The 25,153-nt window shown below is 35.3% G+C and carries 29 protein-coding genes and 1 pseudogene; 19 read left to right on the top strand and 11 right to left on the bottom strand.

What is annotated here, in order from left to right:
• Window positions 1-229: 229 nt before the first annotated feature.
• Entirely contained in the window at window positions 230-2,473 is a 2,244-nt protein-coding gene (locus Q0X66_RS07605) for a transglycosylase domain-containing protein (RefSeq protein WP_297704882.1), read from the bottom strand.
• 104 nt (window positions 2,474-2,577) lie between these two features.
• Between Q0X66_RS07605 and Q0X66_RS07600 the strand changes: the two genes are divergently transcribed.
• Window positions 2,578-3,351, top strand: a complete 774-nt coding sequence (locus tag Q0X66_RS07600; RefSeq protein WP_297704880.1) for a S1/P1 nuclease — start codon at window positions 2,578-2,580, stop codon at window positions 3,349-3,351.
• A 204-nt stretch (window positions 3,352-3,555) separates the two neighbouring features.
• On the opposite strand, the gene Q0X66_RS07595 is transcribed toward Q0X66_RS07600, so the two are convergent.
• Window positions 3,556-4,131: an alpha-ketoglutarate-dependent dioxygenase AlkB gene (locus tag Q0X66_RS07595; RefSeq protein ID WP_297704878.1), complete on the bottom strand. Its 576-nt coding sequence runs from the start codon at window positions 4,129-4,131 to the stop codon at window positions 3,556-3,558.
• 23 nt (window positions 4,132-4,154) lie between these two features.
• Complete coding sequence (locus Q0X66_RS07590) at window positions 4,155-5,027, bottom strand: AraC family transcriptional regulator (protein ID WP_297704876.1); 873 nt, start codon at window positions 5,025-5,027, stop codon at window positions 4,155-4,157.
• Window positions 5,028-5,243: 216 nt separating this feature from the next.
• On the opposite strand from Q0X66_RS07590, the gene Q0X66_RS07585 reads away from it, so the two are divergent.
• Window positions 5,244-5,828, top strand: coding sequence for a hypothetical protein (locus Q0X66_RS07585; RefSeq protein ID WP_297704874.1), 585 nt, complete (start codon window positions 5,244-5,246; stop codon window positions 5,826-5,828).
• Window positions 5,829-5,873: 45 nt separating this feature from the next.
• Here Q0X66_RS07585 and Q0X66_RS07580 read toward each other — a convergent pair whose 3' ends face one another.
• The 4 genes from Q0X66_RS07580 to Q0X66_RS07565 all read right to left on the bottom strand — a co-directional run bounded on the left by Q0X66_RS07580 (window position 5,874) and on the right by Q0X66_RS07565 (window position 8,873).
• Complete coding sequence (locus Q0X66_RS07580; RefSeq protein ID WP_297704872.1) at window positions 5,874-6,506, bottom strand: MOSC domain-containing protein; 633 nt, start codon at window positions 6,504-6,506, stop codon at window positions 5,874-5,876.
• Window positions 6,507-6,627: 121 nt separating this feature from the next.
• Complete coding sequence (locus Q0X66_RS07575; protein ID WP_297704870.1) at window positions 6,628-7,014, bottom strand: hypothetical protein; 387 nt, start codon at window positions 7,012-7,014, stop codon at window positions 6,628-6,630.
• 287 nt (window positions 7,015-7,301) lie between these two features.
• Window positions 7,302-8,393 (bottom strand): helix-turn-helix domain-containing protein, encoded by a 1,092-nt coding sequence (locus Q0X66_RS07570; RefSeq protein ID WP_297704868.1) that lies wholly within the window; start codon window positions 8,391-8,393, stop codon window positions 7,302-7,304.
• Between the two features lie 126 nt (window positions 8,394-8,519).
• Entirely contained in the window at window positions 8,520-8,873 is a 354-nt protein-coding gene (locus Q0X66_RS07565; protein WP_297704866.1) for a DUF6249 domain-containing protein, read from the bottom strand.
• A 135-nt stretch (window positions 8,874-9,008) separates the two neighbouring features.
• On the opposite strand from Q0X66_RS07565, the gene Q0X66_RS07560 reads away from it, so the two are divergent.
• Both Q0X66_RS07560 and Q0X66_RS07555 read left to right on the top strand, forming a co-directional pair.
• Window positions 9,009-9,593 carry a sigma-70 family RNA polymerase sigma factor gene (locus tag Q0X66_RS07560; protein ID WP_297704864.1) on the top strand — a complete coding sequence of 195 codons (585 nt, stop codon included), beginning with the start codon at window positions 9,009-9,011 and terminating at the stop codon, window positions 9,591-9,593.
• Window positions 9,580-9,999, top strand: coding sequence for a hypothetical protein (locus tag Q0X66_RS07555; RefSeq protein WP_297704862.1), 420 nt, complete (start codon window positions 9,580-9,582; stop codon window positions 9,997-9,999). Before Q0X66_RS07560 ends, Q0X66_RS07555 begins: the two co-directional genes overlap by 14 nt.
• A 35-nt stretch (window positions 10,000-10,034) precedes the next feature.
• Here the strand turns inward: Q0X66_RS07555 and Q0X66_RS07550 are convergent, their stop codons facing one another.
• Window positions 10,035-10,394, bottom strand: a complete 360-nt coding sequence (locus Q0X66_RS07550) for a MauE/DoxX family redox-associated membrane protein (protein WP_297704860.1) — start codon at window positions 10,392-10,394, stop codon at window positions 10,035-10,037.
• 140 nt (window positions 10,395-10,534) lie between these two features.
• Entirely contained in the window at window positions 10,535-12,421 is a 1,887-nt protein-coding gene (htpG, locus tag Q0X66_RS07545; RefSeq protein WP_297704858.1) for a molecular chaperone HtpG, read from the bottom strand.
• 681 nt (window positions 12,422-13,102) lie between these two features.
• Here htpG and Q0X66_RS07540 point away from each other — a divergent pair.
• A complete protein-coding gene (locus tag Q0X66_RS07540) occupies window positions 13,103-14,110 on the top strand; it encodes a 3-oxoacyl-ACP synthase III family protein (protein ID WP_297704856.1) in 1,008 nt (335 codons plus the stop codon).
• Between the two features lie 19 nt (window positions 14,111-14,129).
• Complete coding sequence (locus Q0X66_RS07535; RefSeq protein ID WP_297704854.1) at window positions 14,130-14,681, top strand: pyridoxamine 5'-phosphate oxidase family protein; 552 nt, start codon at window positions 14,130-14,132, stop codon at window positions 14,679-14,681.
• Window positions 14,682-14,777: 96 nt separating this feature from the next.
• On the opposite strand, the gene Q0X66_RS07530 is transcribed toward Q0X66_RS07535, so the two are convergent.
• The gene (locus Q0X66_RS07530) at window positions 14,778-15,146 is read right to left on the bottom strand and encodes a carboxypeptidase-like regulatory domain-containing protein (protein WP_297704852.1); all 369 of its coding nucleotides are present in this window, start codon (window positions 15,144-15,146) and stop codon (window positions 14,778-14,780) included.
• 380 nt (window positions 15,147-15,526) lie between these two features.
• On the opposite strand from Q0X66_RS07530, the gene Q0X66_RS07525 reads away from it, so the two are divergent.
• A complete protein-coding gene (locus tag Q0X66_RS07525) occupies window positions 15,527-15,886 on the top strand; it encodes a CoA-binding protein (protein WP_297704850.1) in 360 nt (119 codons plus the stop codon).
• Here Q0X66_RS07525 and Q0X66_RS07520 read toward each other — a convergent pair.
• Entirely contained in the window at window positions 15,883-17,346 is a 1,464-nt protein-coding gene (locus tag Q0X66_RS07520; RefSeq protein ID WP_297704848.1) for a sodium:solute symporter, read from the bottom strand. The genes Q0X66_RS07525 and Q0X66_RS07520 overlap by 4 nt on opposite strands.
• 58 nt (window positions 17,347-17,404) lie before the next feature.
• Between Q0X66_RS07520 and recR the strand changes: the two genes are divergently transcribed.
• The 12 genes and pseudogenes from recR (at window position 17,405) to Q0X66_RS07460 (ending at window position 25,152) form a co-directional block, all read left to right on the top strand.
• Complete coding sequence (gene recR / locus Q0X66_RS07515; RefSeq protein ID WP_297704847.1) at window positions 17,405-18,025, top strand: recombination mediator RecR; 621 nt, start codon at window positions 17,405-17,407, stop codon at window positions 18,023-18,025.
• An 89-nt stretch (window positions 18,026-18,114) separates the two neighbouring features.
• A complete protein-coding gene (locus Q0X66_RS07510; RefSeq protein WP_297704845.1) occupies window positions 18,115-19,470 on the top strand; it encodes a dihydrolipoamide acetyltransferase family protein in 1,356 nt (451 codons plus the stop codon).
• Window positions 19,471-19,651: 181 nt separating this feature from the next.
• The gene (locus Q0X66_RS07505; RefSeq protein WP_297704843.1) at window positions 19,652-20,428 is read left to right on the top strand and encodes a 3'-5' exonuclease; all 777 of its coding nucleotides are present in this window, start codon (window positions 19,652-19,654) and stop codon (window positions 20,426-20,428) included.
• Window positions 20,429-20,447: 19 nt separating this feature from the next.
• Window positions 20,448-21,059 carry a fumarylacetoacetate hydrolase family protein gene (locus Q0X66_RS07500; RefSeq protein WP_297704842.1) on the top strand — a complete coding sequence of 204 codons (612 nt, stop codon included), beginning with the start codon at window positions 20,448-20,450 and terminating at the stop codon, window positions 21,057-21,059.
• Window positions 21,060-21,398 carry an Hpt domain-containing protein gene (locus Q0X66_RS07495; RefSeq protein ID WP_297704840.1) on the top strand — a complete coding sequence of 113 codons (339 nt, stop codon included), beginning with the start codon at window positions 21,060-21,062 and terminating at the stop codon, window positions 21,396-21,398.
• Window positions 21,398-22,633, top strand: a pseudogene (locus Q0X66_RS07490) (competence/damage-inducible protein A); the annotation flags it as partial. The gene Q0X66_RS07495 and the pseudogene Q0X66_RS07490, both read left to right, overlap by 1 nt.
• Window positions 22,616-22,882, top strand: a complete 267-nt coding sequence (gene rpmB, locus Q0X66_RS07485; RefSeq protein ID WP_366938681.1) for a 50S ribosomal protein L28 — start codon at window positions 22,616-22,618, stop codon at window positions 22,880-22,882. The pseudogene Q0X66_RS07490 and the gene rpmB, both read left to right, overlap by 18 nt.
• 21 nt (window positions 22,883-22,903) lie before the next feature.
• On the top strand, window positions 22,904-23,086 hold the full coding sequence (rpmG, locus tag Q0X66_RS07480; RefSeq protein WP_297704838.1) for a 50S ribosomal protein L33: 183 nt from the start codon (window positions 22,904-22,906) through the stop codon (window positions 23,084-23,086).
• A gap of 6 nt (window positions 23,087-23,092) precedes the next feature.
• Entirely contained in the window at window positions 23,093-23,245 is a 153-nt protein-coding gene (locus tag Q0X66_RS07475; protein ID WP_297704836.1) for a DUF4295 domain-containing protein, read from the top strand.
• Window positions 23,246-23,335: 90 nt separating this feature from the next.
• Window positions 23,336-24,298, top strand: coding sequence for a signal recognition particle-docking protein FtsY (gene ftsY, locus Q0X66_RS07470; protein ID WP_297704834.1), 963 nt, complete (start codon window positions 23,336-23,338; stop codon window positions 24,296-24,298).
• The gene (locus Q0X66_RS07465) at window positions 24,295-24,918 is read left to right on the top strand and encodes a DUF2911 domain-containing protein (RefSeq protein WP_297704832.1); all 624 of its coding nucleotides are present in this window, start codon (window positions 24,295-24,297) and stop codon (window positions 24,916-24,918) included. Before ftsY ends, Q0X66_RS07465 begins: the two co-directional genes overlap by 4 nt.
• Before the next feature lie 84 nt (window positions 24,919-25,002).
• Entirely contained in the window at window positions 25,003-25,152 is a 150-nt protein-coding gene (locus tag Q0X66_RS07460; protein WP_297704830.1) for a hypothetical protein, read from the top strand.
• The last annotated feature ends 1 nt before the right edge of the window (window position 25,153 follow it).

Genomic DNA, 25,153 nt, shown 5'->3' with positions numbered 1-25,153 from the left:
TTTAATAAAAACCAGGATACAAATATCCTCCGTTTTTATTTAGGGAACAATGCTTTTTCTGCAAATGACCGGAGTTGTATTGTGAACGACATATTCCCAAGTATTTCATTGAACTATTTTTGGATAACTGATAAACTTTTAAGTGTTATAAAAGTGTAAAATTAAAGCAATATTCTTTAAAATTTAATCAAACTACAAATTACCATGATCTACAGGTGTGATGTTAACTTTACTGCTTGAATTTTTTAGTTTTCTTCTTTTTGGGATTTTTAAAAAGTCTTTTAAAGAAGCCGTCCCGTTTTACAGGTTCGCATTCAAGCATGGAAAGTACCGCAGCATCAGGTTTAATAAACCTGGCCCGGGTTATGTAATTATAGGATGCATCTCTATTTAATTTTTGCATCCAAATCGCAAAAATAGGCAATGCAGCACTGGCGCCCTGCCCAAGTGATGTGTTCTTAAAACCTATTTCATGATTATCCAAACCTACCCAGGTTACATGAACTAATTTAGGGGTAAGTGCTACAAACCACGCATCTTTATTATTCTGTGTTGTTCCGGTTTTACCAGCAATATCATTTTTTAATCCATAGATATTTCTTATTCTGCTTCCCGTTCCTTCATTAATCGTGGCTTTCATATATTCGAGCATAATTTGCCGGTTTTCCTCACTGAATGCTTGAACTTTTGATATAGTTGGACTAAAAGTATCAAGTATGGAATCTTTGTAATTATTTATGCTACTTATCAATATGGGTGCAACTGGTTTCCCGTGATTTACATAACTGGCATACGCTCCCGCCATTTCTTCAATACCAATTTCCCCTGTACCCAGAGCTAAGGAGGGTAATTCTGGTAAATCTTCTGTAATTCCCATTTTTACAGCCTGTTCCAGGACGTTCTCTATACCTGTTCTTTCCAAAACTTTTACCGCCACGGTATTCACAGAATTACTCAATGCCTGTTTCATGGAATAATTCATATAAGTTTCTTCTTTATTCCCGGAATTTGAAGGAGACCAACCCTCTAAATTTTTATAGGCTACTTCTTCAGCGGAAAAATAGGTGCAGGGTTCAATTCCGGATTCCAATGCTGCGGTGTAAACTATTGGTTTAAATGTTGACCCCACTTGCCTTCTGCTTTGAGAAATATGATCATATTTGAAAACTTTATACTCAATCCCACCTATCCAGGTTTTAACAGAACCTGTCGTCGGATCTATGGAGATAGAACCGGTATTAAGAAATTTCATATAATGCTTAATACTGTCTATAGAACTTATTTCCAGTTCTTTATCGCCTTCCCATGAAGTAACAGTCATCACTTTCTTTTTTTGTAAGCTATCCAATGCCTGTTGCTCATTCAGGCCCTGTTGAATTAGATTTTTATAGGCTGTAGATTTCTTCACCGTTTTAAAAATTAATTCCTTGTCTGTAAGCCATGGGGCCGATTGACCATAGCTCTTTTCAAAACTTTTTTGAAGGGATTTCATATGAGTCTTCATGGCTTCTTCTGCTAAAACCTGCATTTTGTAATCGAGAGTAGTATAAATTTTGAGCCCCGAAGTATAAATATTATAGGAATTTCCTTGTTCATTTTGCTTTTTACACCAGTTGAGAACTTGTTTTCGTACTTCTTCCCTAAAATATGGAGCTAATCCATGATTATGATCATAATCTCTATAATTAATAGTTAACGGCAGAACTTTTAAACTATCATTTTCTCCTGCTTTAATAAAGCCTCTTTCTTCCATGGAATTCAATACCAGATTTCTTCGTTGAATACTATTTTTAGGGAAAACTCGCGGATTATAAGTGTAGGTAGCCTTTAGCATTCCTATAAGAACTGCAGCTTCTTCAATCTTTAGTTTATTGGAGCCTTTGCTAAAGAATTTTAAGGAGGCACTTTCTATGCCAAAAGTATTATCGCCAAAGGAAACTGTGTTTAAATAGTGCATTAAAACCTCTTCCTTGGTATAGATTTCTTCAAGTCTCGTAGCAACTATCATTTCTTTAATTTTATCAACAGTTAAATAAAATTTTCCTGTTCTTGATCTGGGATAAAGATTTTTGGCCAACTGCTGACTAATGGTACTGCCCCCGCCTGAGGCTTTATTTTGCATTAAAACTGTTTTTACTGCTACTCTTAATAAACTTTTGTAGTCTATTCCGGAATGCTCATAAAATCGTTCGTCTTCAACGGCGATAAGAGCATTTATTAATTGTTTTGGGATATTATGGTACGAAACGGGTTGTCTATCAGTCAGGTAATATTTTCCAATTAGCACGCTATCTGCAGTATATATTTCCGAAGCTCTTGAGTGCTGATATTCTGCCAATGATTTCTTGTCGGGAACTTTTCCCCAGGCACCAAAATAGACACTCAATACAAAGATTAGTGCCAGACCAATGAACAGGGCTGCTGCTAACAAGGCATACCTTAGAAATGGAGGAGTTATTCTTTTAAGAATCACTTATATGGATTTATTTATGCAAGATGAAATTATTTAATTAAAATATTACATGCCTTAACAATACATTAATGCCCTTTTATTTAATTTTGAAAAAAAAATCAGCAATGAGGAGTATTGTTTTATTGGGTCTTTTGAGCGTCCATTTAGTAATGGGAAATTACAATTTCTGGTCCAAAACAGGTCACAGGGTTATTGGTGATGTAGCACAGGAACATTTAAATGGAAGAACAAAACGCGCTATTTCTAAATTACTAAAGGGGCAAAGTCTGGCAACTGTTTCTAATTATGCTGACATCATTAAGTCAGACAGAGCCTTTAGAAATTTCTCGGCCTGGCATTATGTAAATATACCATTGGACAAGAATTATTCAGAGGTAGAACCAAACCCAAATGGAGATTTGGTTACCGGAATTCTAAAATGTATTGAAATACTAAAAAATAGTGACAGTACTGAAGCAGACAGAATTTTCTATTTAAAAATGCTTATTCATTTAATTGGTGATTTGCATCAACCCATGCACGTTGGGCGGGCAGAGGATAAAGGTGGTAATGAAATTCAGCTGCAGTGGTTTGGAAAAGGTAGTAATTTACATAGGGTTTGGGATTCTGATATGATTAATGATTATGGGATGAGTTATACCGAACTATCAAAAAAATTACTGAGCCTTAATAAAGAAAAAATTAGGGAAATAAATAAAGGTACAGTTCTGGAATGGGTAAAGGAATCACAAGAATTGGTAAATGAAATATATACCTCAGTTGAGAAAGGCGAAAAGTTAGGCTATTCTTACAGTTATAAATATTGGAACACGGTAGAGAAACAATTACAAAAAGGAGGGCTGCGTTTAGCTCGGGTATTAAATGATATATATAGTTAAGCTATTTAAAATAAGAGGATTAGAATTGTAATTTACCTAATATATAGGGGATTAAGCGATATTTTATGTTTTTTAATGCATTTTGCAAGTTATTGTATTAAGGTTGCATATGAGGAAATTAACATAGTATACCAAAGTGTTAAAGAGAGTATTCAACTCCGCAGTAAAAGGTATAAAAAAATCGACTTGGATAAGTCGATTTTTTTATGAGATAACTCTAAAGGTCAGGTTTATTCTTTCCCCAATTGATTTGGTTGTTTTAGCTATTTGATGGAGCCAGTAGTGTTGTGTTGGACCACTCATTAGAAGCAGACTACCATGTTCAAGAAGGATTTTATATTTTAAATCCTTTATTTTTTTGTGTTTTAGATGGAAATAACGTTCCTGCCCAAGCGATACTGAGGCTATTACCGGATTCTTCCCTAATTCCTTTTCATCATCTGAATGCCAGCCATTACTGTCTTTTCCATCTCTATAAAGATTTAAAAGACAACTTGTAAATTCAACAGAAGTTAAGCTTGATATTTTTGTTTTAAGATCTAATATCGTTTCACTAAATGGTAGTGGTTGCATTGTGATACCTGAATAGGAATAAGATCGATTATTATTTCCATATAGTGCGGTTAACCTGGGCTGAGGATATAATTTACCATAAACTCTTATTTCATCCTGACGCCATGTAACTGAAGATTTTAGCAGTTCGAAATAGGTACTGGCATTCTCAAAATCAAGAAAATTAGAGAAATAAGTGATATCACTATCTGGTAGTTGTAATTTCAATTGTTTCAAAAGTTTTTAATCTATTATTGGACCACCTTATTTAAGGTGTTTCTGTATTCAGACGGATTTTGCCCGGTAAATGCTTTAAAAGATTTATTAAAGTGCGAAAAATTATTAAAACCACTTTCAAAACATACATCAGTAATGCTCATGGGCTGCTCAGCAAGCAATTTTGACGCGTGCACCAGACGATATTCATTCACAAATTGAATAAAAGTTTTGTTAGTTATTTTTTTGAAATATCTGCAAAAGGAAGGAACAGTCATTCCTGCCTTATCTGAAATTTCAGAAAGGGTTATTTCTTCTTTGAAATTATTTCTCACATGATTAAAAACTATGTTTATTCGGTCGTTATCCTCAATATCCGTTTTAAATGAGAATCCTTCTGCGTTCAGCACTTTAAAATCCTGAGAATTGCTTAATTCATTCAATATGGACAAAATGGATAACAACTGTTCAAAATCTGATTCATTTTCAAGATTTTCCAGTTTTTCGCCAACAATATTTTTGGTTTCACCACTAAAAGCAACGCCACCCCTCGCAATTTCAAACAAAGTCTGGGTTTGTTTCATTTCTGGAATATTAAAAAAAGAATTACCCAAAAAGTCCGCTTTCATTTGTATGACAATTTCACTTTTATTCCCGGTAAACTTATCAGTAAATCCACAATGCGGTAAATTACTTCCAATTAAGATTAAGTCGCCATCTGTATAACAAGAAATATGACTTCCAATCTGGCGTTTACCTGCTCCTCCGTTAACATAAACTAATTCTATTTCGGGATGATAGTGCCACAAATTGTCCTTGTTATTCTTTAATGAATCAAATTTTTGATACGTATATGAGCGCCCAAAATTGGGTTCTATAGCTTCAAAAGCTGGTTTGTGCTTTTTCATTTTTTCTGATGATTGATAATGTAAAATTACTCAACCTTGTTTTAGTCAATAGTTGCAAAATTACCAATTATATGTGCAATATTAACCCTAATATCAAAATAGAGTTAACAAACGGTTAAAATAGGATATAAATTAGAAAACCTGCTTGTATTTCCTGAAATGCATTGGTGGTAAGTTTGTCCTGTAAATTATTCATTAACTCTAAATTAAAATGTCATGAAAACAAATTTGAAATTTACCGCAATGATTGCCTTAATGTTTACTGCAGCAGTAGGCCTGGCAAAAGAACCTAAACTAAGCTTGATGACAAATGGTCAATCCAAAAGCTTAATTGTAGAATTAGATTCACAACACGAAAAGACCTATCTAAAGATTATTGATGAAAATCAGAATGTCATATTTTCTGATAAAATAACAGAAACATCTTATACCACGAAGTTTGACCTCAATGAACTAGAGAATGGTTCTTACTATTTCAAACTGGATGATCCCTTAAGGACTCTCATCTACCCAATAAGTGTAGAAAACGAGGAGGTTAAAATTCTGAAAAGGACTGAAAACAACAAGCCTGTATTTAGGCAAAAAGGTGATAAACTCTTTCTTAACTTACTTAACTTGGACGGTAAAGATGTGGAAATTAAAGTTTTTGATAGTGATAACCGCACTTTGTTTAGTGAAGTAATTGAGAACGAAATCATTGTTACAAAAGCCTTTAATTTTGAATCAGCCCATGAAGATCGGTACATTGTGGTCGTAAAGAATGGTAATAATACCTACTATGAAGACATTGTAGTTAATTAGTAAGTTGTTTAGTTAAGTTTAAAAGGGGCCTTTTTGGCCCCTTTTTTATAGATATTTTTTTAAACGTTCTTTTTTATATTCCGGTAATGCCAGATTTTCTATCGCCAGCCTTAAGATTTTTTCATCTTTTTCCTTTGTATACAGTAATTTAAAGAACTGCTGTACAGTTAATGAATTAGCTGAAGGTTCAATTAGGATTAATTTATCTCCTGAAGAGACCTGGCCTTCTTCAAGTATTTTCACATAAGTACCCGGGAATCCGTACTCAATAAACTCTTTCAAAATCTGTTGTGTGCCAAAACGAATTCCCAATTTAAAACAAGGTTCCCTGGGTTGTGATATCTGAACCAATGCGGAACCAATTTTGTATATATCGCCTATTCTTATTTGAGATTCATCCAAATCGCTCACGCTGAGGTTTTCTCCAAACATTCCCCAGTTCCAGTCTAAGTCCGGATATCGGTTTTTCCAATAGGGATAATGTTCGGCAGAAAAGAGATAACAGGCTTTGTAAATACCTCCATGTACTTTAAGGTCTGCAATGGAATCATTCGCCACCTTTTCTATTTCCAAGACCAATGGAGAACTCGTAGGGTGTTTAAAAATACCCGTACTAAGCTCTTTTCCATTCCAATTAACCTTGGTTAAATTCCCGATGTTGGTAGATAATACCTGCATGCTCTAAAGATATCACCCCTTGGTATTAATTACAAATCAAGGCGTTTGATTTCTTATTAGGAATCCCGGAATTTAAACAAATCATAGAGCTAGTAAGAATCTTGGTGGAATTGAAGAAAGGCTATGATTTTAATTTAAGTTCAAACACCATGAATTTTAAAACCTCAAGACTAATATTTTCAAAATCTAAAATAATTTCTCCATGCTTTTTTATACTATAATAGTAAACATCACCTATTTTGAATTGCCCAAAATTGATCTTTCCATTACCGTGATGAAAAACCCCAAAACCTTCGGTTATAAAGGTGAAACTAAAGTCATTACTAATTTTTCGAAAAGGGAGTCTTTCTTTTGGGTTTAAAGTAATATTCCATAATCTGAATTCGTCATTTTCGTATATAGGTGCCTGGCCCAATGTTTCGACGAATTGTTCAGATCTCAATTCGTTCAATCTGGTAATTTCCCAACTTTCAAAATTTCCTACAGGACTTAATTCTATTAAACTCATAAAACTTTTTTTCAACTTAAGTAGCATTGATAAATCAAAAAATAGGGCCATATAAAATGACCCTAAGGGGAACTATCGCGATTCAACATTCATAATCTACTTCCCGTATATTGGAAAAGTTAAACATGTAACACATTAGTCAAATCGGTTGCAAATATTGGTAAAAGGATTGTTTTGAACTTATGAATTCAATCTTAAGAAGTTTTGATTTCAGAATTTATTACTAAATAAAGGATTAATGAGACTCAATAAAATAGTAGTTAAGCTTTAAACAGTTCATTATTGTTCTAGTTTTCTAAAATCTCAGTATGATAATTCATAGGAGTGGTTCCGGTAGCCTTTTTAAATGCTGTATAAAATGATGCTTTGCTATGAAAACCCACTTCACGACTCAGGCCTTCTATACTTAAACTAGAAAGAATATCAGTGTTTAGTAGCTCCTGAGCCCTCTTTACCCTGAACTCGTTAATGTAAGTATTGAAGTTTTTATTATAATGTTTATTAATGGCCATGGATACATCTCTGGGATGAACTTCAAGAGCAATTGAGATGTCTGCTATTGTAAGATCCTGTTTTGTATAAACGGCGGAATCCATAACATAATAGTCTATTCGGTTAATAAGTTCAAGAACTTTTTCTTTTGGATCCTCTCTTTTAAAAGAAGGCTCTTTTACTGGTAAATCTGCCCGATGAGCAGCGGAAATCACATTATATTGAATAATTCCACTGATAGCAATAGAAAAAACAAGTATTAGGTTAGCACAGGATATGAGCAATTCAAAAATCGGTGCAACCTCAATAAATAAAGTCCCGATGTGTACACTTACAAGCACAAAACAAAAAGCTATAAAAAACCTGGTCCATTGTAGTTGTCTGTTTTTGTCTGTTGCAAATTGGTTTTTTACTTCTTTTGTGTGATTATTAAGATATTTGTTTATTCGGACAATAATGTATAAAGAATACATAAGGCCAAGCACGAATAATATTTCGAAAAGATAGCTGCCTCTCAGATATTCTTTTGTTGTTTCGGGGAGTAAAAACAAAAGAAACAGAAAAAGAATAGAAATCACTCCCGGATACAATATCCGATAAGTTACTCTCTCATGGGCAAATATGGAGATCTTTTGTACGTAAAGAAAAAAGATCGGAAATATGATCCATGAAAAGCTAATGGGAAGAAGGAGTAAACCAGGATGATCTTCAAGGATTTTAAAATCCTCCAGTATAATTGGTGAAAACTCAATGGCAAATCCGATAAGAAACAAACCCAGAAAGAAAGTGGATTTATTCTTTTTGCTAATAAAAAGAAGAATAACCCCCAAAATTAATCCTTGAAACACCCCTAAGGAGTGCACTAAGGCAATGATATTGTCATCCATTTGCTTATTTTGTACTCTTAAAGTTCTATAAAGTATGGCTTTAAAACAAATAATTTAGCAGACAAATAAAAAAACCATTGTAAATATTTACAATGGTTTTAGTTCTCTTTAAGTGGACAGACTTGGTTATGACTCTTTCTCTAATTTTTTTGTCAGAGTAAAACCGGCAAAAAGGCCAAGACCTGCCATTATTAATATAGTTCCGGGATAAGCTACATCTTCATCCATCCCCATAGAGTTTGATAGTATGGAAGCTATAAATATTGCCAATCCAATCCCAAATAATAATAAAGATAAATTAAGGATTAATACTTTCCAGAAAGGAGCAGCATGCTCCCTTTTTCCTTTTACAAAAATGCTGGCATCTGCACCTTTTTCAATTAATGCTAGTCGCTCCTTATTTCGTGTTGAAAAATACAGATAAAAAACACCAAAGATTGCCCCGAATATAAGTCCAACAATAATAATTTCTCCTCCCATGATATTTTGTTTTTAATGGATTAAATAATTTGTTCATAGGGTATGACGAACAAATTTCAAAGATGGTTACAGAAAATAGGATTTTTTTTATATTTTATGTAACCAGGATGTTATTATATGCGTCTTATATAACAAATGAGCCAGAAACCGGACGAGCACCTTATTAATAAGGTTATAAAAGGGGAAAATAATGCCTATGCTGTTTTGGTAGATAGGTATAAGCATATGGTATATACTCTGGCATTGAAAATTGTAAAAAACCGGGAGGACGCTGAAGAAGTAGCGCAGGATACTTTTGTAAAAGCCTATAGCGCGTTGAATGAATTTAAGGGTGAATCTAAGTTTTCTACCTGGTTGTATAAGATTGCTTATTATAGAAGTTTAGACTATTTGAAAAAGAATAAGAGACGGGTTGAGACAAGCACAATAGATATTTCTGAAGAATATAATATAGCATCTATGGATGATGCCTTGGATGGGATGGAAGTAAAAGAACGAGCAGAAATAATAAAACATGCAATTCAGGAACTACCTGCTGCTGATGCTGTTTTGATAACTCTATATTATTTTGAAACACTTTCAATGAATGAAATATCAAAGGTGATGGGGATTTCTGCGAATACAATTAAAGTAAGACTGTTTAGGGGTAGGAAACGTTTAGCAAAAATTTTGGAAAATAATTTGGAACAAGAAATTATACATAGTTATGGAAGAGAATAATGATAAACAGCTTGATGATTTTGTAAAAAAAATTGTAAAAAGTACAGGGCTTGAGACACCTTCTGTTGGTTTTACCCAAAACATTATGTCAAAAATAGTAGCTCAGGAGGCCAAAAGTACTGTAACTGTATACCAGCCTTTGATTTCCAAAACAAGCTGGTTGATTCTGGCCACCATTATTTTATTACTATTGGCCTATGTAATTTTTGGAAAATTGGACCTTACTATTAGCTGGTTACCTAATATTAATTCAGAGGTTTTAAATAAAATTGGATTTATGGATGCTCTGTCACAAATAAATCTGCCTGATACGGCAGTTTACTCCCTAATTGGAATAATGTTGTTTTTTTATGTGCAGATAATTTTTATGAAAAGACATTTGGAAAGCAGATTTACTTTAAATTGATTATTGATGAAAAGATACTCAATTTATTAAATTGTCTAAATCAGCAAATACCAATAGGCCCAGTACATAAGTGCGAATTGTATTGGGATTCTTAGGAGCAGGATCCATCTTGGTATTCCTGCAGAGGCTTTTTTCCCGGATAACATATAAAAATGTACAGTAAGGAAAATAGTTAACATTAGAATTATTCCATATATGGCCGGATCCTTAAGTTTAGGTAACAACAGGCTAATTCCCAATGCTATTTCCGCAATTCCACTTAAACCTACCAAAAGTTTGTGCTTGGGAAGATACCCTGGCATAATGCGGAGGTAGGCTTTGGGTTTTATAAAATGCATAATACCTGCCAGGATATACATAAAGGACATTAATAGATAATGCCAGGTATAAATCATTTAATTTGAATTAGTGGTAAATTAGAATTAAAAAACTTCACGGGCCCTCTGAAATTATCATATAGATAATCTATGTGCGCCCGTGAAGCATTCAATGAACATGAAATTTATGCAGTTTCGGTAATCTCTGATAGGAGTACCTATTTAATCATCTCGTAACTGCGGCTAATAAACTTAGTTAGTTCTTCACCCTTAAGCAAGCCTTTTGATAATCGGGCAAGATCCAAAGACTGATTTATTAATCGATCTCTTTTTTTAGCCGTCTTTGTTCCAAGAATTTCACCTACTAATGGATGATTTATGTTTACTATTAAATTATACATCTCTGGCATATTCCCCATGCCAAACATTCCACCGCCTCCGGTTTGCTGCATTTCCTTCATTCGCCTCATAAACTCCGGTTCAGTAATGATAAAAGGAGAAGCTTCGCTATCCATGGCTTCCAATTGTACAGTATAACCTTTATCCGTAGTTACACCTTCTATATTAGCCTTTAATTGCTCCTTCTCTTCATCAGACAATTTGCTTATTTGAGTATCTTCCTTTTTGATCAGATTATCTAAATGATCTGCATCTACCCTGGCAAAAGACAATTTCTCATTTGAAGTTTCTAATTTTTGCATCAAATGTGATATAATAGGCGAATCAAGAAGGAGTACTTCAAAACCTTTAGTTTTGGCAGCTTCAATATAACTGTGTTGTGATTCCTTATCTGATGCATATAGCACTACCAATTTGTCATCTTTATCTGTTTGAAGAACCTTAATTTTTTCTTTTAACTCGTCAAACGTATAATAAGCGCCATCAACCGTGGGGTATAATGCAAATTTGTCAGCTTTTTCAAAGAATTTTTCCTCTGACAACATTCCGTATTCAATGACTATTTTAATATCATTCCATTTTTTCTCAAAATCCTCCCGGTTATTTTTGAATAAAGCGGTAAGCTTATCAGCAACCTTTCTTGTTATATATGAGGAAATCTTTTTAACTGCACCATCTGCTTGCAGGTACGATCGGGATACATTCAGCGGAATGTCCGGAGAATCAATTACACCTCTGAGCATCGTAAGGAATTCTGGAACTATTCCTTCAACATTATCAGTTACGAAAACCTGGTTTTGATACAGTTGAATTCTGTCCTTCTGAATACTTAAGTCATTAGTTAGTTTTGGAAAATATAGTATGCCCGTCAGATTAAAGGGGTAATCCACATTTAAATGAATATGGAATAGGGGCTCTTCAAATTGCATTGGGTACAATTCCCTGTAAAAATTCTTGTAATCCTCATCTTTTAAATCTGCCGGCTTCTTTGTCCAGGCAGGGTTTGGATTATTTATTATGTTATCTACTTCTATTGTTGGAGCCGGATCATCTTCTTTAGCATCTTCAGGTTTTGGAAGAGTCTCAGTCTTTGTGCCAAATTTAATTGGAATGGGCATAAATTTATTGTACTTCTGCAATAATTCAGTAATCCTGTTCTCCTCTAAAAATTCAGTTGAATCATCTGCAATACTTAAAATTATTTCTGTACCGTGTTCTTTTTTATTCGATTTTTTCAAATTGAATTTAGGCGAACCATCACAGCTCCAATGTACTGCCGGGTCATCGGTATAACTTTTTGTGATAATCTCAACTTTATCCGCAACCATAAAGGAAGAATAAAAGCCTAAGCCAAAATGTCCTATAATACCTGAGTCTTTGTCCCCTTCCTTGTATTTATCAAGGAATTCTTCAGCACCGGAAAACGCTATGTCATTAATATACTTTTTAACTTCTTCTTCAGTCATGCCAATACCCTGGTCAATGATATGAAGCTTTTTACCTTCCTTATCTATCTTCACCTCAATCATTGGATTTCCATACTCTAATTTGGCCTCGCCGATTGAGCTGAGATGTTTTAATTTGAGTGTGGCATCCGTAGCATTTGAAATTAGCTCGCGTAAAAATATTTCGTGATCACTATAGAGGAATTTTTTAATTAATGGGAAAATGTTTTCAACTGAAACATTAATCTTACCTGTAGCCATATTTATATGATTTTTTAAATTATAACTTATTCATGTCAAAAAAAGTACCATACTGCACACAGGTGACAAACTGACACTTTAACATATTCCAGCATCCATTAAGCTAAACTTTAACATATTTTATGTTTAATTTATATGTATAATGATTAAACAATATGTATTTTTGAAGTGTGATTACGAAAAATCAATTGCTATGAAAAAGTTTTTTGGTTTAGTAATCAGATTGTTTATTAATTGGTTAGGTTGTTTAAAAGTGTGCTTTCCCTCGAGAGCACACTTTTTTTTATAATATTTTATAATAATTAAAAATTAGTCTAAATAAATTAAAAATATATTCAACATAAAATATTTTCACATGAATCTGTAAAAATTCGGTACAGGCATTTAAGCATAACATAATTTTGTCTTGTTTCTATCATTTTTTGTAGAATGCAAAAATTTACTTCAATTCGTATATTTTAAATTATAAAAACTATCTATTCAATTTAACATCAAGATAAAGAATACGTCACAGCCTCCACAAAAAACATCTTTGAGAATTATCCAATGTTCTCTGGGTTTCCGAATTCATCAATTCTTTTTTTTTGGTTATCTTAGATTGTAGATATTATATCTTTTTTGATGATTATTTCCCAATGTACAGGCAATTCTTTTCAGATTAACTAACACACATACTAAATAATGTATAATTCAAAAATTAGTGGACTGGGCTATTTTGTACCTGACAACGTAGTGACTAATAGCGATCTGTCAAAAGTCATGGATACCAATGACGAATGGATACAGGAGCGAACAGGGATAAAGGAACGGCGACATGTTGTAAAAGGGGAGGATACCACTTCCACGATGGGTGTTAAGGCGGCAAAAATAGCTATTGAAAGAGCGGGAATAGATAAGGATGACATAGATTTTATCGTATTTGCTACCCTGAGTCCGGACTATTACTTTCCGGGACCAGGGGTACAGGTACAACGAGATCTGGGTATTAAAACTATTGGAGCAATAGATATAAGAAATCAATGTTCCGGCTTTGTTTATGCCATTTCCCTGGCAGATCAGTATATTAAGAGCGGCATGTATAAGAACGTGCTGGTAATAGGTTCTGAGTTACATTCCGGCGGCCTTGATATGACTTCTCGGGGTAGGGGAGTATCTGTAATTTTCGGAGATGGTGCTGGTGCTGTTGTTTTGACCAGAGAGGAGGATAATTCTAAAGGAATTTTGTCTACCCATTTGCATTCAGAGGGAGCCCACGCGGAAGAACTTTCCTTAATTGCTCCGGGGATGGGAAAACGATGGGTATTGGATATATTAAAAGACAATGATCCCAATGACGAATCCTACTTTCCCTATATGAACGGACAGTTTGTATTTAAGAATGCCGTGGTTCGTTTTAGCGAGGTAATTATGGAAGGATTAAAAGCAAATAATCTTGAAGTGACAGACATTGACATGCTAATTCCCCACCAGGCCAATTTGCGAATTTCTCAGTTTATACAAAGAAAGTTCAGGTTAAAGGATGACCAGGTTTATAATAACATTATGAAATATGGAAATACCACTGCTGCCTCTATACCTATAGCACTCACCGAAGCATGGGAGCAGGGCAAAATAAAAGAAGGAGATCTTGTAGTATTGGCCGCATTTGGGAGTGGGTTTACGTGGGGTAGTGCTATAATCCGATGGTAAACATTTTAATCTGATTTGAATGGGGAAACGTTACGAAAGTCTGGATTCTACTCACGTAGATTTTATTTCTAATCAAAAGCTATTTTTTGTTGCAACTGCCATGAAAGATGGATCAATTAATCTATCTCCAAAAGGAATGGATTCTTTCCGAATTATTGATACCACAAGAATTCTTTGGTTAAATCTTACCGGTAGCGGGAATGAAACTGCAACCCATTTGCAATTTGATAAAAGAATGACAATCATGTTTTGTGCATTTGAAGGAAAGCCATTAATATTACGTCTATATGGTGAGGCACGAGCATTCCATGAGCGGGATTCCTTTTGGAAAGAGCATATTGGACAATTTCCTGAAATAGCCGGTAGCAGACAATTAGTTGAAATGAAAATAAAACTGGTCCAGACTTCATGTGGGATGGGCGTGCCACTAATGGACTACAAAGCGGAGCGAAATATGCTCAATATATGGGCAGAAAAAAAAGGTACAAAAGGCCTTATCGAATACATGGGCCTCAAGAATGCAAATAGCCTGGATGGATTGCCAACGGGAATATTTGATGAGAAATCTTAAAATTAAAATCCCCGGCTATATAGCCGGGGATTTTTTAATTGACAAATATTACAAGAGATAACCAACCAATACTCTGCATATTTTATCAATTAATATCTATAGAATACCACCACCGCTTTGCTTTGTATTACTATCTCTTCTTTTTCGTTTTACAGCTTTGTTTTTACCACTTCCAAACCGATAAGAAATTCCTGCAAAAACAGTCTGACTCTCCCAATTGAACTCCCCATCGGGTAGTTTTTTTATTTGAAAAGTGCCATCTTCATTGGTGATTCCTCCTGTAATTATACTTTTATCTGAAGCCAATTTGATCACAATTGCGGCATAAGCCACCGGTTGTTTACGAACATTGTCAATTACCCTGCCGCTTATACTTCCCAATACAACATTTGAATCTGATCTTGCTCCATTTACAAGGAATACTCCACTAAATAGCAGGGTATAAAGCAAAATTAACTTATTCATGAACTTTGCAATATTGATTATACATACTTGACGATAACAATCAGTTAATGTTACCTTTAATAAAGATTTTAACATATTTTAACCATTCAAAGTTTACCCTGATTTTTAAAACTTATTTGGATAGGAATTGATTAAATTGAAATAGTATCTTTGCTTATCAATGGGTGGAAAATGCTTACAATTAACCTGGTGTAATATAATAATAAAACCCCGACAGATTTGTCGGGGTTTCTTTCGTTGATGGGCCATATTAAACACTAACCATTAACTATAAAAATATAGCACCACAACGAATTAAGTCTTTGGTTGTTTACCAAAAGACGAATATTAATATGAATAGTTACAGTAATTAACACACTTTAACGTGACCGAAGTACATTATGAAAACTACACTTGTTTTTGGGGCTTCATTAAATCCAAATCGCTACAGTTATTTGGCCATAATTAGATTGCGGGCAAAAGATATCGAAACCATGGCTTTTGGTCCAAAGATCGGTGATGTATCAGGTGTACAGATTAGTTCGAGCCTTGAAGACTTTCAAGACATTCATACCATTACCTTATATCTTAATCAAAAACGACAAAAGGAGTATTATGAACAAATTATTCAAATTAATCCTAATCGGGTGATTTTTAACCCGGGTACGGAAAACCCTGAGTTTTATAAAATTTTAAACAACAATGAAATTGAAGTAGAAATAGCATGTACTTTGGTGCTATTGGCTACGGATCAATATTAATTAGTTTTTCTTCTAATAACATATAACCCAATAAAAGTAAATAACCCATTAACAGGTAAAAGTTCATATCCCACAGCATATCCTCCCAGGTATGCAGGAGGTATATTGGCAATTCCAATTACAAGCAGTACCGATGTAATTGCAACAATCCAAACATAGTTGTCCTGTACCTTGTAAGTTGTAAATATGCCAAAAGCAAACAGGCCCAGGAGTGGGCCATAAGTGTAAGTAGCAACAGTCAAAAGGCCATCAATAACATTCCTGTCTAAAACGTATTTGAATAGTATGACCACTAGAATCAGGAGCACGCTCATCCAGATATGCGTTTTTTTCCGTAATATTTTTTGATCATTTTTTGGTTTTTGTTCAATTCCAAGAAAATCTATACAAAAAGAAGTTGTCAAAGAGGTAAGGGCACTATCTGCACTGCTATAGGCCGCTGCAATCAGGCCAAGTATAAAAGTGATTGCCACGGTAACACCCAAGCCACTATTTAAGGCTATTTCAGGGAAAAGAAGATCAGATTTTGGTTCCCCGTCCATTAGTGGCGTTGCAATATTGAATTTGCTGGCATAAATGAAAAGTAAAGCCCCCAAAAGCAGAAAAACAAAATTTACCACAATCAGGATAAGACTGAAGGAAACCATATTCTTCTGGGCATCTTTTAAATTTTTACAGGTTAAGTTCTTCTGCATCATATCCTGATCGAGTCCGGTCATGCAAATAGTGATGAACATACCACCTATAAAAGATTTAATGAAGTGGTTTTTAGCGTAAAAATCATCGGTAAAGAAAACTTTGCTGTACTCTTTTAATTCTTCTGAATTAATAAACTCCGTAAAGCTCCAACCCAATTTTGAATTAATAAAGTAAATAGATAACCCCACAGACAATAGCATAAAAAGGGTCTGCAGCGTGTCTGTCCAAACAATTGTTTTAATACCCCCTCGAAAAGTATAAATCCATATTAAGAGAATAGATAAGACTACAGTAAGTTCAAATGGTACATTCCAGGCGTCAAATACAAATTGTTGTAGAACTATGGCTACTAAAAACAGCCGGAAAGAGGCCCCTAACACCCTGGAAATAAAGAAAGACAAAGCACCTACTTTATAACTGACAATTCCAAAGCGCTCTTTGAGGTACTCATAAATTGAGATAACATTCAATCGGTAATAGATAGGCATCAGAATAAAAGCAACCACAAAATATCCTACCAAGTACCCGAAAACAACCTGCATATAACTAAACTGGGAACTTTCTACCCAGCCGGGAACGGATATAAACGTGACACCGGATAAAGAAGCGCCAATCATACCAAAAGCTACCAAATACCAAGGCGACTGTTTTCCTGCTTTAAAAAAATCAGCATTGGAATCGTTTTTTCCGGTGAAGTAAGAGATAAGCAATAGCAAGAAGAAATAACCGCCAATAAGAAGCAGAATATGCGATGCTGTCATAAAAATAAATTACTAGCGCAAAGTACAAAAACTTAAAACATTATGTAATTTTGCCTTTATGGAATTTTCATCTAAACTCTTAGAAAATGCGGTTTACCATATGTCTCAGTTGCCGGGAATTGGAAAACGTACTGCATTGCGGTTAGTACTTCACCTATTAAACCAGCCGGGGGAACAAACTTCAGATTTGTCCCGTTCGCTTCTGGCCCTTAGAGAGGAAATTAAATTATGCTCAAATTGCCATAATATATCGGATGTTGCATTATGTCAAATCTGTGCAAACCCTAAAAGGGAGCAAGATGTGGTTTGTGTAGTTGAGGATATTCGAGATGTAATGGCCATTGAAAACACTGGTCAGTACAGGGGTTTGTACCATGTACTTGGAGGCAAAATATCTCCGATGGAGGGTGTTGGTCCACAGGATTTAACCATTCCCTCTTTGATCTCAAAAGTAAGTCAAAATCAAATAAAAGAACTGATTTTTGCACTGAGCTCTACCATGGAAGGTGATACCACTAACTTTTATATATATAAGCAATTAAAACCCTTTGATATAAAAATCTCTACAATTGCGAGAGGAATATCGGTAGGTGATGAATTGGAATATGCGGATGAAGTCACATTGGGAAGAAGCATTCTTAACAGAATTCCATTTGAAGGTTCCATGAAGGCTACATGAAGATAATTCATACAATAAATTTAAAAATAGGGGCGTTTTTTTAGTATTTTTGCAAAATATTTGTACAAAAAAGCACTATAAATAGTAATATGGCAAAATTTGAATTGAAATTGCCGCAAATGGGTGAAAGTGTTGCAGAAGCTACCTTAACTGCTTGGTTAAAGGAGGTTGGCGATACGATAGAAATGGATGAGGCGGTATTTGAAATTGCGACAGATAAGGTAGACTCTGAAGTACCCAGCGAAGTTGAGGGTGTATTGCTGGAAAAACTTTTTAATATTGACGATATCATTAAAGTTGGACAGACGGTGGCTGTTATAGAAATGGATGGAGAATCAGAGTCCGCAGGAGTCACCTCTGCAGACCAAAAAGAAGAATCGACCGAAATTCTTCCAGAGGAAGTAGTTGTCTCAGAAGAAAAAGTGGGCAATGTTCAGGAACTTGTTGGCAGCTCAGCTCAAAGTTTAGCCGATACAACCCGCTTCTACTCTCCCCTTGTTAAAAATATTGCCAGAGAAGAAGGTATAACGGCAGCTGAATTGGATAATATAGAAGGTACTGGTAAAGAAGGCAGGGTTACCAAAAATGATATTTTGGCCTATATAAAGATTGAGAAGCCTGAAATCACTCCGGTTGCAAAACCTGATGTAACACCAGTGAAGGTGCCTGAACCATTAAAGCAGGAAACTCCTGTTAGCACAGAACCGCATCAGGTTACCAGGGTACAGTCTAATGGTGAAGATGAGATTATTCCATTGACAAGGATGGGTAAACTTATTGCCCATCATATGAAAGAGAGTATCTCCACTTCAGCACACGTACAAAGTTTTATTGAAGTAGACGTTACCAATGTGGTTGCGTGGAGGAATAAGGTTAAGGATGCTTTCCAGAAAAGTGAAGGAGAAAAGTTAACATTTACGCCAATTTTTATTGAGGCCGTCGCAAAGGCTTTAAAGAAATATCCAATGGTTAACATTTCAGTAGAAGGGGAAACAGTAATACGGAAAAAGAATATTAATATTGGAATGGCTGCTGCATTGCCCGATGGAAATCTGATTGTACCTGTAATAAAAAATGCAGATCAGCTGAATTTGGTTGGAATGGCCAAAGTAGTCAATGATCTCGCGAACAGATCAAGAAACAATGCACTAAAACCAGATGAGGTAAAAGACGGCACTTATACAGTCACAAACGTAGGATCTTTTGGAAGTGTTTTTGGGACACCAATTATTAACCAACCTCAGGTGGCAATATTGGCCCTGGGAGCCATTCGAAAAATGCCGGCTGTTATAGAAACAGCAGAGGGCGACTTTATTGGTATCCGTAGTAAAATGTTTCTTTCACATAGCTATGATCATCGTGTTGTAAATGGGGCTCTTGGCGGTATGTTCGTTAAAACCATTGCAGATTATCTTGAGGCCTGGGATATGGATAGGGAGATTTAGTCTTTTTTTGGAAGTTACCGAATGCAAAATATGTAGACTTTCATTACAATAATGGCATCTTAAATACTTTTAGATGATATGTTTATTGGAATGCCTTTGTTCAAAATCTCTTAAAAGATATGTTTTTAAGTCCTGTTTAACTTTATTTTAAAAATTATCTTTGCTTAAATATCCCTCTATAATGGAACTAAAACTCAGCAAACCCATATGTTTTTTTGATTTGGAAACCACGGGCACCAATGTCGCCAAGGACCGAATCGTTGAAATTTCCATTCTGAAAGTATTTCCTAATGGCAATAAAGAAAGTAAGACCTGGCTGGTTAATCCTGAAATGACCATACCTGATGAGGTCGTTGCAATTCATGGTATTTCTAATGAGAAAGTTGCCAACGAACCTAAATTTAAGGAGTTGGCCAGAGAAATTTTCAACATAATAAAGGACTGCGATCTGGCCGGTTTTAATTCGGATCGTTTTGATATCCCACTTCTGGCGGAAGAAATGCTTCGATCAGAAATTGATTTCGATCTAAAAAACATGTTATCTGTAGATGTTCAAACCATTTTTCATAAGATGGAAAAACGTACCCTGGAGGCAGCATATAAATTTTATTGCGATAAAGACCTTAATAATGCTCATAGTGCTGAAGCCGATACCATGGCAACTTACGAAGTCCTTCTATCTCAGTTAGATCGTTATCCAGAGCTTGAAAACAACATAAAGAATCTGTCTGATTTTTCAAGACGGAAACAGTCTGTAGATTTTGCAGGTTTTATTGTTTTGGATGAAAATGGGGAAGAAATATTTTCATTTGGGAAACATAAGGGTAAAAAAGTACTGGCAGTATTGGACCAGGAACCAGGTTATTTTGGATGGATCCTGAATGCGGATTTTCCTCTGTATACCAAAAAGGTACTTACTCAGATAAAACTAAGTCAGCTGAATAATAAATTAAGCTAAAAGTTTCAGGAAATAATAGATGAAAATCATTTGTATTGGTCGTAATTATGTGGATCATATAGAGGAACTGGCCAATGAAAGGCCCAGGGATCCGGTGGTGTTTATCAAGCCCGATTCTGCTGTTCTTCCAAAGGAACAAGATTTTTATATCCCGGAGTTCTCAAAAGAAATTCATTATGAAATAGAAGTTTTGGTAAAAATCAAAAAAGTAGGTAAACATATTAATGACAAATTTGCCCATACCTATTATGATGAGATTGGGCTTGGTATAGATTTTACAGCCAGAGATCTGCAATCCAAGTTAAAAGAAAAAGGTCTTCCCTGGGAAATTTCTAAAGGTTTTGATGGTTCGGCTGTAATAGGAAAATGGGTAGATAAGACTAATTTTCAAGACTTGAACAAATTGAATTTTTCACTTTCAAAAAATGGGACAATAGTCCAAAAGGGAAATACAGCTTTAATGTTATGGAACATAGATTCACTAATTTCATATGTCTCTAAATTCTTTATGTTAAAAAAGGGAGATATAATTTTTACCGGAACTCCCGCTGGTGTTGGTAAAATAAGTGCAAATGATTACCTTTCGGCCATGCTTGAAGGTGAAGAATTACTTACCGTAAAAATTAAATAAATGATATACAGTTTAGATAAAATAAATGAGATGGCTGAAGGGGATGAGGATTTCATAAACTCTGTTATTTCTGTATTCCTTGAGGAAGTTCCCCAGGATCTTGAAGATCTTGAGAAGGCAATTGAAAATGGTGATTACGAAAACGTCTATAAACTGGCACATAAAATAAAGCCGAATGTAGATTTATTGGGCATGGAACAGAGCAGAGTAATTGCCCTGGATATTGAAACAAGAGGTAAAAGCCCCAATAATAAGGAAGAAATTGAGAAAAAGTTTCCCTTACTAAAAAAAGATATTCATCAGGTAATTTCTGAACTTAAAAAAGACTTTAATTTCTGATGTTTGCTGAAATTATTACCATTGGCGATGAAATTCTAATTGGCCAAATAGTAGATACAAACTCTGTCTTTATAGCAGGTGAATTAAATAAGATTGGGGTTTCGGTATTTCAGATAACTTCTGTTCAGGACGATAGATCTCATATACTAAAGGCCTTATCAGATGCCGGGAAGCGGGCAAAAATTGTCATTATTACTGGTGGTTTAGGACCAACCAAGGATGATATAACCAAACATACCCTCTGTGAGTTTTTAGATGATAACCTGGTTGAAAACAAGCAGGTATTGGCTCACATAGAAGAGTTGTTTAAGAATTATATTACCACACCTATTTCCAATATCAACCGGCAACAGGCTTTCGTCCCCTCTAAAGCTCAGATATTGCACAATGCCCATGGTACGGCCCCGGGGATGTGGATTACTACCGAAAAAGCCACTTTTATTTCACTTCCGGGAGTGCCTTTTGAGATGAAAAATCTTATAAACAATGAAGTTATCCCAAAGATTGTGGCAACTTTTGATCGCCCGCATATTTATCATAAGACAATAATGACATATGGCCTGGGCGAAAGCGCCATTGCGGCAAGAATAGAGGATTGGGCGGAAAATTTACCTTCTTTTGTTAAGCTGGCTTACCTCCCTAATTTGGGCAAGGTTCGGTTGCGATTAACGGCAAAAGGAGCAGACAAGGATGTTATAGAAGATGCGGTCAAAGAAGAATCGGCAAAATTGTATTCCATAATCGGGGATATCATATATGGGGAAGAAGAGGATGGGTCTATAGAATCTGGAGTTGCCAAATTGCTTACTTCAAAGAAAATGACCCTGGCCACAGCTGAAAGTTTTACCGGAGGCAAAATTGCAGAACAAATTACGGCAATTCCAGGTGCCTCGGCTTATTTTTTAGGGAGCGTGGTAAGTTATGCCACTCAGGTCAAAATAGATGTTCTTAAGGTGCCTGAGGAGCTGGTAAAAAAGAATTCAGTAGTAAGCGCAGAAGTTGCAAAAGCAATGGCTGTTAATGTAAGGGAATTATTGAAGGCAGACTTTGCTATGGCAACAACAGGCAATGCAGGTCCTACAAAAGGTGATTCGGATGTAGCCATTGGAACTGTTTATATTGCAATTGCTACTCCGAATGATGTTTTAGTGGAAAAATTCACAATGGGAAATCACCGTACTCGAATAGTCCAAAAAGCAGTGCATAGGGCTTTCCAGATGCTGCAAAAAGAAGTAAAAAGTAGCGTAATGTCAAAAGTTTGTGAACTTACCGGAAAGAGAGCTATGTTTGGGAATAATGTATCCTTCTCTCTCAATAGAACAAGGAGAAGATTTGATGTAAATCTTTCCAAGAAACGTTTTTATATTCCGGAGGAAGATAGATGGATCACTTTGAAGGTTTCTACAAGGGCTCTTAAATCGATAAACAAAAAAGGCATTTCTGCTGTTTTAAAGGAAGCTAGAGCTAAAGGATTGATTAAATAATCCTTCAATATATAGATTACGATGGCAAAAAGAGGAAACAGAGTTCAGGTAATATTGGAATGTACAGAGCATAAAAACTCTGGTATGCCAGGAACATCCAGATATATTACAACCAAGAACAAGAAGAATAGCCCTGATAGGTTAGAGGTTAAAAAATTTAATCCTATTCTCAAGAAGATGACTGTTCATAAAGAGATAAAATAAGAAAGCATGGCAAAGAAGACGGTAGCAACTTTACAATCTAGTTCTAAAAGACTTACCAAAGCTATAAAAATGGTAAAATCACCTAAAACAGGTGCCTATACCTTTGTAGAATCCGTTATGCCACCGGAAATGGTGAACGAATGGATGAATAAGAAGTAACAAACTGACTAAAATTGAGTTCTGAGCCGCTTTCTATTGATAGCGGCTTTTTTAATTTCATATATTTGTCTAACGACTTTTTGAGGTGACATGAGCTTATTTAAAAAAATATTTACATCCCGGAATAAAGAGACCTTAGACAAAGGATTAGAGAAAACTAAAACCAGTTTTTTATCCAAACTAAGCAAGGCTGTAGCTGGTAAATCCAAAGTAGACGATGACGTTTTGGATAATCTGGAAGAAGTTTTAGTGACTTCTGATGTTGGAGTGAACACGACACTAAAAATTATTGAACGTATTGAGGCAAGGGTTTCCAGGGATAAATATATGGGCACCGATGAACTGAACGGAATTCTCCGGGAAGAAATTGCAGGTCTATTATCAGAAACTCATGTGGGTGAAGAGGAAGAATTCAGTGTGCCTAAGAACAAAAAACCATACGTTATTATGGTTGTTGGTGTTAATGGGGTAGGTAAAACCACCACCATAGGAAAACTGGCCTATCAGTTTAAAAAACAAGGACTTCAAGTTGTAATAGGGGCAGCTGATACTTTTAGGGCCGCCGCTATAGATCAGCTGCAGGTTTGGGCAGATCGTGTAGAGGTACCTTTAGTGAAACAAAAAATGGGCAGCGATCCTGCTTCTGTTGCCTTTGATACCTTAAGTTCGGCCGTTACCCAGGGTGCAGATGTTGTTTTGATTGATACCGCTGGCAGATTGCATAATAAAGTCAATTTAATGAATGAACTTGGCAAGGTAAAGCGGGTTATGCAAAAAGTCATTGAGGATGCACCACATGAAGTACTTTTGGTACTTGACGGATCTACCGGACAAAACGCATTTGAACAGGCTAAAGAGTTTACAAAGGCTACAGAGGTAACTTCATTAGCAGTAACAAAATTAGATGGTACGGCCAAAGGGGGAGTAGTCATTGGTATTTCAGATCAGTTTAAGATTCCGGTTAAATATATTGGTGTAGGGGAAGGAATAGAGGATCTTCAGGTATTCAATAAATATGAATTTGTGGATTCATTCTTTAATATAGCCCATTGAAAGTCTTAAATCTCATACTTTTTACTTTCTTTTCAGTAGTACTTGCGGCGCAAATTGAGGCTCCTAAAGCCAGTCCGTTTTCGAAGGTTGAACAGGATGTTGGTCTTACTAAAATCACCATTTCTTATTCCAGACCCGGAGCAAAGGGCAGAAAAGTACTGGGAGGTCTTGTCCCTTATGGGCGAATTTGGCGTGTTGGCGCAAATGAGTCTACCAAATTTACATCAGATAGCGATTTGACTATTATGGGGAATTATTTGCCCAATGGCACATATGCCCTTTATGCATTTCCAAATAAAGATTTTTGGGACGTAGTTTTTCACAAAAATTTGGAACATTGGGGAGATGGAAGAAAAGATTATGATCCGGAAGATGATGCTTTCAGGATTCGGATAAAACCACAAGAAATTCCTAATTACCAGGAAAATTTCCTGATTACTTTTGATGAAATTGACCACAATTCCATTAATATGCTTTGGATTTGGGAACAAACACTAATAAAAATACCAATTTCAGTAGATACGGATACAAAAATGAGACAGGAAATTGCACTAAAAATAGAAGAAAATCCTACCGCTCAAACTTATTATGAAGCGGCACGATATCTGCAGGAGCAGTAAGAATCATATCCGGAAGCCCTGTCTTATCTAAATAAGGCCATTGAATTAGGAGGGGATACGTATTATTTTTAAAGAGTTAAATCTTTGGTTGAAGCAGCTTTGAAAGATTACGGTAGTGCCATTATTTCAGCACAAAAATCATTGGAATTAGCACAAAAAGAAGATAAAGATGAATTTGTTCGCATGAATGAACAAAACATCTACGATTGGCGAAATAAACAGGTCAAGAATTAAC

The sequence above is a fragment of the uncultured Eudoraea sp. genome (assembly GCF_947260015.1).
Taxonomy (GTDB): Bacteria; Bacteroidota; Bacteroidia; order Flavobacteriales; family Flavobacteriaceae; genus Eudoraea.
Note: the sequence above shows the minus strand (reverse complement) of the source record. Positions and strands in the feature narration are given on the sequence as shown.